The organism is Streptosporangium nanhuense (genome assembly GCF_059358815.1).
Genome location: NZ_JCADBG010000043.1, coordinates 23,882 through 35,319, shown reverse-complemented (window position 1 = coordinate 35,319; position 11,438 = coordinate 23,882). Strand labels below are relative to the sequence as shown.

Annotated in this window: 4 protein-coding genes; all 4 read left to right on the top strand. The window is 72.4% G+C overall.

The window, feature by feature from the left end; translation table 11 throughout:
• Nucleotides 1-428: acyl carrier protein (locus AC5L38_RS42275; RefSeq protein ID WP_495248463.1), on the top strand; the 428-nt coding region annotated here is incomplete at its 5' end.
• Between the two features lie 38 nt (nt 429-466).
• Nucleotides 467-6,037 (top strand): type I polyketide synthase, encoded by a 5,571-nt coding sequence (locus AC5L38_RS42270; RefSeq protein ID WP_495248462.1) that lies wholly within the window; start codon nt 467-469, stop codon nt 6,035-6,037.
• Between the two features lie 38 nt (nt 6,038-6,075).
• Nucleotides 6,076-10,062: a type I polyketide synthase gene (locus tag AC5L38_RS42265; protein ID WP_495248461.1), complete on the top strand. Its 3,987-nt coding sequence runs from the start codon at nt 6,076-6,078 to the stop codon at nt 10,060-10,062.
• Nucleotides 10,063-10,234: 172 nt separating this feature from the next.
• Entirely contained in the window at nt 10,235-11,359 is a 1,125-nt protein-coding gene (locus AC5L38_RS42260) for an enoyl-CoA hydratase/isomerase family protein (protein ID WP_495248460.1), read from the top strand.
• Nucleotides 11,360-11,438 lie beyond the last annotated feature (79 nt).

Here is an 11,438-nt window from a genome sequence, read left to right as displayed (position 1 = left end):
CCGAGACGGTCCAGGTGCGGCGGGAGTTCCGCGAGCTGGGCTTCGACTCCCTCACCGCCGTCGAACTGCGCAACCGGTTGAGTGCCGCCACCGGGCTGCGGCTGCCCGCCACTCTCATCTTCGACTGCCCCACCCCCGCCAGCCTCGCCGAACGCCTCCTCGCGGAGATCGCGCCCGGAGCGGACACCGTGGTGGAGCTGTCACTGCTGGCCGATCTCGACCGGTTCGAGACCGTGCTCTCCGGTCACGCGCTCGACGAGCTCGCCCGGAACGGCATCGCGACCCGGCTGCGGCACCTGCTGGCCAGGGTGAGCGAGAGCGGCACGGAAACTAGTGAAATCGCTGTCGCCGGCATGCTCGAATCGGCGAGTACCGAGGAAATTCTCAGTTTCATCGACAACGAACTGGGCCGCTCGAAGGATCTGTGATCCGAGCTCGCGTCTGAACAATGTGAAGGGCCACTCCCATGTCCGAAGACCGGAAGCTCGTTGACTACCTCAAATGGGTCACCGCCGATCTGCACGAGACCCGCCGCCGGCTCGAAGAGGTGGAGTCGGGCAGGCACGAGCCGATCGCCATCGTGTCGATGTCATGCCGTTTCCCGGGCGGGGTCGGCTCTCCTGAGGACCTGTGGCGGCTGCTGGCTGACGGTAAGGACGCGATCTCCTCTTTCCCGGCCGACCGGGGCTGGGACGTGGAGGCGATGGCGGGGATAGGTCTCGGGTGCCAGGGCGGGTTCCTGGAGAACATGGCGGAGTTCGACGCGGCGTTCTTCGGGATCTCGCCGCGTGAGGCGCTGGCGATGGATCCCCAGCAGCGGCTGCTGCTGGAGGGGGCGTGGGAGGCGATCGAGCGGGCCGGGATCGACCCGGTCTCGCTGAGAGGCAGCCACACCGGGGTATTCGTGGGCACCAACGGCCAGGACTACATGAATACGATCATGGGTAACCAGATCGACACGCAAAGTCATGGCATCACCGGTATGGCGGCCAGCGTGTTGTCGGGCCGGCTGTCCTACACCTTCGGTCTGGAGGGCCCGGCGGTGACGGTGGACACCGCCTGCTCGTCGTCGCTGGTGACGTTGCACCTGGCGGCGCAGGCGCTGCGGCAGGGGGAGTGCTCGCTGGCACTGGCCGGCGGTGTGACGGTGATGACGTCGCCGCTGGTGTTCGTCGGGTTCGGTGCGCAGGACGGCGGGATGGCGCCCGACGGGCGGTGCAAGGCGTTCTCCGACGGCGCCGACGGCACCAGCTGGGGCGAGGGCGTCGGCGTGCTGGTGCTGGAGCGGCTCTCGGACGCGCGCCGCAACGGCCACCAGGTGCTCGCGATCGTCCGTGGCTCGGCGGTGAACCAGGACGGCGCCTCCAACGGCCTGACCGCGCCGAACGGTCCTTCGCAGCAGCGGGTCATCCGCCAGGCCCTGGTCAGCGCCGGGTTGTCGCCGACCGAGGTGGACGCGGTCGAGGCGCACGGCACCGGTACGGTCCTGGGCGACCCGATCGAGGCGCAGGCCCTGCTGACGGCCTACGGCCAGGACCGGCCGGAGGATCGGCCGCTGCTGCTGGGCTCGATCAAGTCGAACCTCGGCCACACCCAGGCGGCGGCCGGCGTGGCCGGTGTGATCAAGATGGTCATGGCGATGCGGCACGGAACGCTGCCCAAGACGCTGCATGCCGACACTCCCTCCTCGCACGTGGACTGGTCGGCCGGTGCGGTGAGGCTGCTGACCGAATCGGCGGAATGGCCGCGGACCGGCCGCCCGCGCCGGGGCGGCGTGTCGTCGTTCGGGATCAGCGGCACCAACGCGCACATCATCCTGGAGCAGGGACCGGACGCGGAGGACGGTCCGCTGGGCCGGGCACCGGCCGCCGGTGTGGTGCCGGTGCTGGTGTCGGGCCGTACGGCCGAGGCGTTGCGGGCGCAGGCCGGGCGGCTGGCGTCCTTCCTGGACGATGAGCCTGACCTGAGCCTGGCCGACACGGCCTTCTCCCTGGCCACGACACGGTCGGCGTTCGAGCACCGGGCGGTCGTGCTGGCCGGAGGCCGTGACGGCGCGCTGGCCGGGCTGCGGAACGTGGCCGAGGACCTGCCGGGGGCCGGTGTGGTGCGCGGCGTGGCCGCGACGGAGCCGCAGCTGGCGGTGCTGTTCACCGGCCAGGGCAGCCAGCGGGCCGGGATGGGCCGGGAGCTGTACGAGCGGTTCCCGGTGTTCGCCCGGGCGCTGGACGCGGTGATCGCCGAGCTTGACCCGCTGCTTGAGGGGTCGTTGCGGGATGTCCTGTTCGGCGATCAGGTGGATGCGCTGGACCAGACCGGGTGGGCGCAGCCCGCGCTGTTCGCGCTGGAGACCGCGCTGTTCCGCCTGGTGTCCTCGTGGGGAGTGCGGCCCGACGTGCTGGCCGGGCATTCGATCGGGGAGATCACCGCCGCCCACGTGGCCGGGGTGCTGTCGCTGAAGGACGCGTGCGCGCTGGTGGCGGGCCGGGCGCGGTTGATGCAGGCGCTGCCGCCGGGCGGGGCGATGGTGGCGGTGCAGGCCTACGAGGAGGAGATCGAGCCGTTGCTCGCCGAGCGCGAGGGCGAGGTGTCGGTCGCCGCGATCAACGCTCCCGGTTCCGTGGTGATCGCGGGCGTGGAGAAGGGGGTCCTCGACGTCGCCGCCGCCCTGGAGGAGCGGGGGATCACGACGAAGCGGCTGCGGGTGTCGCACGCCTTCCACTCCCCGCTGATGGACCCGATGCTGGAGGACTTCCGCACGCTGGCGAGCAAGCTGACCTACGGCGCGCCGAGGATCCCGATCGTGTCCACCCTGACCGGGAAGGCGGCCACCGCCGAGCAGCTGTGCTCACCGGACTACTGGGTCGACCAGGTCCGCGGCGCGGTCCGCTTCGCCGACGGTGTCCGCGCCCTGCGCACGCAGAACGTGCGAGCGTACCTGGAGCTCGGCCCCGACGGCGTGCTCACCGCCATGGCCGACGGCACGCTCGAAGCGGACGCGCACGACGCCGGCCTGGTGCTGGTGCCGGTGCTGCGCAAGGACCGGGACGAGCACACGACGGTGATGACGGCGCTGGCCGAGCTGCACGCGCACGGCGTGCCGGTCGACTGGCGGGCGGTGCTGCCGGGCGGGCACCGGGTCGACCTGCCCACCTACCCCTTCGAGCATCGACGCTACTGGCCCGAGAACATCGGCTCCGTCGTGGGGAACGTGGCGGCGGCCGGGCTGGCCGCGACGGATCATCCGCTGCTGGGTGCCGCGATGCCGCTGGCCAACTCCGACGGGGTGGTGCTGACCGGGCGGCTGTCGGTGAGCGCGCAGCCGTGGCTGGCCGACCACGTGGTGGCGGGTTCGGTGGTGGTGCCGGGGACGGCGTTCGTGGAGCTGGCGGTACGGGCGGGTGACCAGGTCGACTGTGACCTGGTCGAGGAGCTCGTCCTGGACGCGCCGCTGGTGCTGGGTGCGGGTGACGCGGTCGTGCTGCAGGTGTGGGTGGGGGCCGAGGAGGAGCGGGCCCGCCGGAGCGTGAGCGTGTACGGCCGTCCGGCGGACGCCGCCGACGACGTGCCGTGGGTGCGGTACGCGACCGGCACGCTCGCGACCGCTGTTCCGGAGGCCGTGCCGTTCGACGCGGAGGTCTGGCCCCCGGCCGGGGCGACCGCGATCGAGCTGGAGGGGCTGTACGAGGAACCGGCCGAGGAGGGCTTCGCCTACGGCGCGGTGTTCCAGGGGCTGCGGGCGGCGTGGCGGGGTACCGGCGGTGAGGTGTTCGCCGAGGTCGCGCTGCCGGAGCAGGCCGGTGACCCCGGTTCGTTCGGGATGCACCCGGCCCTGCTGGACGCGGCGCTGCAAGGAGCGATCTTCGCCGGGCTGGACGGTTCCGAGGACGGTCTGTGGCCGTTCTCCTGGGGCGAGGTGTGCCTGCGGGCCACCGGCGCGTCGGTGTTGCGGGTACGGCTGGTCAGGACCGGGCCGGACACGGTGTCGCTGAGCGCGGTGGACGCCGCCGGGAAGCCGGTGGTGTCGGCGCGGTCGGTGGTGTCGCGGCCGATCCCGGCCGAGCGGCTGGCGGTCTCCGACGGCGTCGACGCGGGCTGGAAGTCGTTGTTCTGGGTGGACCGGGCACCCGTGGGCGGTGTGCCCGAGGCCGGTCGGATGCCGTCGATACCGGTGGCGGTGCTCGGTCCGGACACGCTGGGCGTCGCTCCCGCGTTGCGGGCGTCCGGGGAGCCGGGCGACCTTCCGGTGCCGGCGTACGCGGAGCTGTCCTCACTGGCGGAGGCGGACGCGGTGCCGCCCGTCGTGATCGTGGAGGCGGTCTCGAATCCGGCGGGCGGTGTGGTGGAGTCGGCGCACGCGCTGGCCGCTCGCGTCCTGGACCTGTTGCGGGGCTGGCTGGCCGACGACCGGTTCGCCGACTCGTGTCTGACGTTCCTCACCCGGGGCGCGGTCGCGGCCGGCGGCGGTGAGGTGGTCACCGATCTGCCGGCCTCCGGGGTGTGGGGCCTTGTCCGCAGCGCCCAGTCGGAGAACCCGGGCCGTTTCCTGCTGATCGACATGGACCGGGAGTCCCCGCCGTCAGGACTGCCCGGGGTACTGGCCGGGATGTTCTCCTCGGGTGAGCCGCAGGCCGTGGTGCGCGACGGTGAGGTGTGGGCGCCGCGCCTGGCCAGGGTGACCTCGGCCCAGCAGGCGGAACGGCCCTGGGATCCGGAGGGCACGGTGCTGATCACCGGTGGAACCGGCGGTCTGGGCGCGCTGTTCGCGCGGCACGTGGTGGCCGAGCGGGGCGTACGACACCTGCTGCTGACCAGCCGCCGGGGCCTGGACGCGCCCGGTGCGGTGGAGTTGCGGGCCGAGCTGGTCGCGCACGGCGCCGAGGTGGAGATCGCCGCCTGCGACGTGGCCGACCGGGAACAGGTGGAAGCGCTGCTGGCCGGGATCGACGCCGGCCACCCCCTGACGGCGATCATTCACACCGCCGGCGTGCTCGCCGACGGCACGATCCCGTCCCTGACGCCCGAGCGGCTGGAGACGGTGCTGCGGCCGAAGGTCGACGCGGCCTGGCACCTGCACGAGCTCACCCGGGACGCGGACCTCGCGGCTTTCGTGCTGTTCTCCTCGCTCGCGGGAGTCATAGGAGCGCCGGGACAGGGCAACTACGCGGCGGCGAACACCTTCCTGGACGCGCTGGCCCACTCGCGCCGGGCCGAGGGGCTGGCCGGGGTGTCCCTGGCGTGGGGCGCCTGGGCGCAGGACGCCGGGATGACCGGCACGCTGAGCGAAGCCGAGATGCGGAGGATCAACCGGACGGGCATGCCGGCGCTGTCGGCGGAGCACGGGCTCGCGGTGTTCGAGGCGGCGGTCGCGTCGGGCCGGGCGACGGTGGTCCCGGCGCGGCTGGAGCTGTCGGTGCTGCGGGCGACGGGCGAGGTGCCGCCCGTCCTGCGGGGCCTGGTGCGCGCGGGCCGCCGATCGGCGGTCTCCGCCCTCGCGGGTGGGGGCGGGGAGCTGGTACGGCGGCTGGCCGGGCTGGAGGAGGCCGAGCAGGTGCGGCTGATGGTGGAGCTGGTGCGGACGCAGGTGGCGGCGGTGCTGGGACACGAGTCGCTGGACGCGATCCAGCCGGGACGGGAGTTCCGGGAGCTGGGTCTCGACTCCCTCACCACCGTGGAGCTGCGCAACCGGCTCAACGCCGCCACCGGGCTGCCGCTGCCGACGACCATCATCTTCGACTACCCCACCCCCGCCAGCCTCGCCGAACACCTCCTGGAGGAGATCGCGCCCGGAACGAACACCGCGGTGGAGCTGTCACTGCTGGCCGATCTCGACCGGTTCGAGACCGTGCTCTCCGGCAACGCGCTCGACGATCTCACCCGGAACGGCATCGCGACCCGGCTGCGGCACCTGCTGGCCAGGGTGAGCGAGGGCGGTACGGACAACGGCGAGATCGCGGTCGCCGGCATGCTCGAATCGGCGAGCACCGAGGAGATCCTCAGTTTCATCGACAACGAACTGGGCCGCTCGAAGGATCTGTGATCCGAGCCCGCGTCCGAACAATGTGAAGGGCCACCCCCATGTCCGAGGACCGGAAGCTCGTCGAGTACCTGAAGTGGGTCACCGCCGATCTGCACGAGACCCGCCGCCGGCTCGAGGAGGTGGAGTCGGGCAGGCACGAGCCGATCGCCATCGTGTCGATGTCGTGCCGTTTCCCGGGCGGGGTCGGCTCTCCCGAGGACCTGTGGCGGCTGCTGGCCGAGGGGGAGGACGCGATCTCCTCGTTCCCGGCCGACCGGGGCTGGGACGCGGAGGCGATGTCGGCGACGGACGTGGGGTGCCAGGGCGGGTTCCTGTCCGGCGTGGCGGAGTTCGACCCGGGGTTCTTCAGGATCTCCCCGCGCGAGGCGCTGGCGATGGACCCGCAGCAGCGGCTGCTGCTGGAGACCACCTGGGAGGCGGTCGAGCGGGCCGGGATCGACCCGGTCTCGCTGAAGGGCAGCTCCACCGGGGTGTTCGTGGGCACCAACGGCCAGGACTACATGAACCTGTGCCTGGCGACCGGGACGGACGTGACGAACTACTTCCTCACCGGTGCCGCGGCCAGCGTGCTGTCGGGCCGCCTGTCCTACACCCTGGGCCTGGAGGGCCCGACGATGACGGTCGACACCGCCTGCTCGTCGTCCCTGGTCGCCACGCACCTGGCGGCGCAGGCGCTGCGGCAGGGGGAGTGCTCGCTGGCACTGGCGGGCGGTGTCACGGTGATGGCCACCCCGGTCACGTTCCTCGGCTTCGGCGTGGAGAGCGGAATGGCGCCCGACGGCCGGTGCAAGGCGTTCTCCGACGGCGCCGACGGCACCAGCTGGGGCGAGGGCGTCGGCATGCTGGTGCTGGAGCGGCTCTCGGACGCCCGGCGCAACGGCCACGAGGTCCTGGCGATCGTCCGTGGCTCGGCGGTGAACCAGGACGGCGCCTCCAACGGCCTGACGGCGCCGAACGGTCCTTCGCAGCAGCGGGTCATCCGCCAGGCGCTGGCCAGTGCGGGGATGACCCCTGCCGAGGTGGACGCCGTCGAGGCGCACGGCACGGGCACCCGGCTGGGTGACCCGATCGAGGCCCAGGCGCTGCTTGCCACCTACGGGCAGAACCGTGAGGCCGGCCGTCCGCTGCTGCTGGGCGCGATCAAGTCGAACCTCGGCCACACCCAGGCGGCGGCGGGTGTCGCCGGTGTGATCAAGATGGTCATGGCGATGCGGCACGGCGTACTGCCCAGGACGCTGCACGTCGACGAGCCGTCCTCGCACGTGGACTGGGCCTCGGGCGCGGTGGAACTGCTGACCGAACCCGTGGACTGGCCGGAGACCGGCCGTCCGCGCCGGGCGGGTGTGTCGTCGTTCGGGATCAGCGGCACCAACGCGCACATGATCTTGGAGCAGGGGCCGGAGAGGGTCGCGGAACCGGCGGCGGACGAGCCCGTGGGTGTGGTGCCGTGGGTGGTGTCCGCCAGGAGTGGCGAGGCGCTGCGCGAGCAGGCGCGACGGCTGGCGGCGCATGTCGGCGCGCACGGTGGGCCGGACCGGCTGGACGTGGGTTTCTCGCTGGTCACGACGCGGCCGGTGTTCGAGCACCGGGCCGTGGTCCTGGCCGGAGACCGTGACGGCGCGCTGGCCGGGCTGCGGAACGTGGCCGAGGACCTGCCGGGGGCCGGTGTGGCGCGCGGCGTGGTGCGGACGGAGCCGAGGCTCGCGGTTCTGTTCACCGGTCAGGGCAGCCAGCGGGCCGGGATGGGCCGGGAGCTGTACGACCGTTTCCCGGTGTTCGCGAAGGCGCTGGACGAGGTGATCGCCGAGCTCGACCCGCTGCTCGACGGGTCGCTGCGTGACGTTCTGTTCGACGGGCGGGCGGATGCGCTCGATCAGACCGGGTGGGCGCAGCCCGCGCTGTTCGCGCTGGAGACGGCGCTGTTCCGGCTGGTGTCTTCGTGGGGTGTGCGGCCGGAGGTGCTGGCCGGTCACTCGATCGGGGAGATCACCGCCGCCCACGTGGCCGGGGTGCTGTCCCTGACCGACGCGTGCGCCCTGGTGGCGGCGCGGGCGCGGCTGATGCAGGCGCTGCCGCGGGGCGGGGCGATGGTGGCGGTGAAGGCCGACGAGAAGGAGGTCGCCGAGCTGCTGGAGGGCCGTGAGAAGGAGGTGTCGGTCGCCGCCGTCAACGGCCCGTCCTCGGTGGTGATCTCCGGGGCCGAGGAGCCGGTCCTTGAGATCGCCGCCGCCCTGGAGGAACGCGGGTTCAAGACGAAGCGCCTTCGGGTGTCGCACGCCTTCCACTCCCCGCTGATGGACCCCATGCTGGAGGACTTCCGCGCGGTGGCCCGGACGCTGACCTACGACCCGCCGCGGATCCCGGTCGTGTCCACCCTGACCGGGCAGGCGGCCACGGCCGGGCGGCTGCGCTCGCCGGACTACTGGGTCGACCAGGTGCGCGGAACTGTCCGCTTCGCCGACGGGGTGCGCACCCTGCATGATCAGGGGGTACGGGCCTACCTGGAGCTCGGCCCCGACGGCGTGCTCTCCGCCATGGCCGGGGACGTCCTCGGGGCGGACGCGGCGCCGGTGCCGGTGCTGCGGAGGGACCGCGACGAACAGGCCGCGGCGATGACGGCGCTGGCCGAGCTGCACGTGCGCGGGGTGCCGGTGGACTGGCGGGCGGTGCTTCCGGCCGGCCGTCAGGTCGCGTTGCCGACGTACGCCTTCGAGCGGCGGCGCTTCTGGCCCCAGGCGACCGGTTCCGGAACAGGGGGAGGCATGGCGATGGCTCCCCCCGTGCCGGTACCCGAAGCCGTGCCGGTACCCGAGGCTCTGCCGGTACCCGAGGCCGACACGGTGCGGGAGGCCGACACGGTGCGGGAGCGGTTGCGCGGGCTCGGAGAGGAGCAGCGGCACGAGCTGCTGCGGGAGCTGGTGCGGCGTCACGCGGCCGCCGTTCTCGGCCACGTCGACTCCTCGGCCGTCGATCTCGAACACGACTTCTTCGAGCTGGGCCTCGACTCGCTCACCGCGATCGAGTTGCGCAACTCCCTCGCCAGGGCGGTCGGCTGGGAGTTCCCGCTGATGGCGGTGTTCGAGAACAAGAACTCCACCGGTCTCGCCCGCTGGCTGTGGCACGAGCTCGCCACCCGGACGGACGCCGGCCAGACGGCCGCGACCTCGGCGGCCCAGGTGGACGACACCCTGACGGGGGTGTTCCGCGGCGCCTTCCGTTCCGGGAAGGCGCGGGAGGCGTTCGGGCTGCTGTACGCCGTGGCGAGGACCCGGCCCATGTACGAGGCACCTGTCGACCCGCGGGAGATCCCGTCACCGGTGACGCTGGCCGGTGGCGCGACCCTGCCGCGCCTGATCTGCGTGAGTTCGGCCACCGTGACCGGCGGCGTTCACCAGTATGCCCGGTTCGCCGCGCACTTCCGCGGGGAGAGACACGTCTCGGCGCTTCCCCTGCTCGGCTACGCCTCCGGAGAGGGCCTGCCCGCCACCATCGACATCGCCCTCGGGAGCATCGCGGAAAGCGTCGTGCGGGCCAGTGAGGGGGAACCGTTCGTGCTCGTCGGCCATTCCGCCGGAGGCGTCCTCGCCCACGGCGTGGCCGGTGTGCTGGAGAGGTCGGGGACCTCCCCGGAGGCGGTGGTGATGATGGACTCCTTCCACCCCCGCGCCGGCGGCGATTCGCAGATGCTGTCCGAGCAGGTGCTGCGGTACATCATGCAGATGGAGACGGTCTTCGGCGAGTTCAACAGCGCGCGGCTGTCCGCGATGGGGTACTGGTCGGCGATCATGTCCGACATCGAAACGGCGGACGTGGACGCGCCCGTGCTGTTCGTGCAGTGCGTGGAGCCGTTCTCCGACGTCGAGCCCGAATCGGACTACTGGCGGGCGACGCCGTTCGACCCGTCGCACACCGTGCGGACGGTCGAGGCGAACCACTTCTCGATGCTCGCCGAGAAGGCGGAGGACACGGCCCGCCTGGTCGACGGCTGGCTCCGGTCCCCGGCGCACGACACCGGTGGCCACTAGTGATTGTGCGAGTCGCTTCCGCGGTTCACTGTGTCCAGCGTCATCGGCACGGCGAAGGGACCGGCGGCCCGTGAGCGTCGCGGAACCGGGCGTCATCGGGCGGTGAACGAGGAGCTCGCCCGTGACCTCGCCGGATGGCGCGACACGTGCGGCAGGAGGGGTTGTCAGACCGATGGATCGTACAGTTCTGCCCGGTGAAGAGCCCGGTGAGAAGCTCGTTGGAGAGCCCGGCGAAGAGCTCAATGGAGAGCTCGGCGAAGAGTCCGGTGGAGACCCCGGTGGAGATCCCGGTGGGGGACAGGCGGACCACCGGACGGCGGACGGCGGCGCGGCGGGTCTCGAACTGTCCACGTTGCGGCTCGAGCAGTCGGGCCGGGTGCTGACGGCGTGGGTGGACGCCCCGCCGTTCAACTACATGACCTCGCAGATGCAGCGCGACTTCATCCGGCTCGCCGAGGCGGTGGAGCACGACGTCTCGGTCGGCGCGGTCGTCGTCACCGGCGCGCGGCCCGGCCGGTTCATCACGCACTTCGACATCGCCCACATGTCCTCGCAGGTGGACGGCACGCCGGAGATCTCCCACGCGGTCGCCCGGAACCTGTACCGGGGTGTGCGGGCCATGACGGGCTGGCCGGGTGAACGCCTGGTCGCCCGTTCCGCCATGAAAGGGCTGCTCACGGTGGCCGGGTTCCACGACATGGCGCTGCGGCTGATGCACTCCCCGGCGGTGTGGATCGCCGCGGTGAACGGGCCCTGCGGCGGCGGCGGCCTGGAGCTGTCGGTCTTCTTCGACATGCGCGTGTCGGCCGACCGTGACGCCTGCTTCGGCCTGCCCGAACTGTCGCTGGGGTTGAACACCGCCCTCGGCGGGCAGCGGCTCGTCCAGCTCGTCGGGCCGTCCCGGGCGCTGGAGATGATGCTCGAAGCGCGTTTCTACGACCCGCGGGAGGCCCTGGAGCTGGGCCTGGTGAACCGGGTGGTGCCGGCCGAGGACCTGCTGGAGACGGTCCGGCGGATGGCGGAACGCTACGCCAGGCGGCCGCGGAAGGCCGTGGCCCTGCAGAAGCGGATCTTCAATGACGCCCCCTCCACCTCGGCCAGGGCCAGCCTCACCCAGGAGGCCGTCGCCGCGTTGACGAGCATGTCCTCCCCGGCCGCCAAGGCCGCCATGCGGCGGTGGCTGCGGATGCAGGAGGCCGTCGACGGCGACTCGGTGTTCCTGACCCGGCCCGAACCCTGGACCGAGGGCACCGCGCTCGACATGAACGCTCCCGCACGCGGGCCGGTGCGGCCCTGATCGGCGCTCCTCCCGCCGCCCCGGGGCTCGCCGGTGACCCGAGGCCACCGGGCGCGTCGCGACGCGGAGCTCGCCGACC

Coding starts and splice junctions, on each gene's coding strand:
- AC5L38_RS42270 (WP_495248462.1), top strand. CDS start 467: ATGTCCGAAGACCGGAAGCTCGTTGACTACCTCAAATGGGTCACCGCC.
- AC5L38_RS42260 (WP_495248460.1), top strand. CDS start 10,235: ATGGATCGTACAGTTCTGCCCGGTGAAGAGCCCGGTGAGAAGCTCGTT.
- AC5L38_RS42265 (WP_495248461.1), top strand. CDS start 6,076: ATGTCCGAGGACCGGAAGCTCGTCGAGTACCTGAAGTGGGTCACCGCC.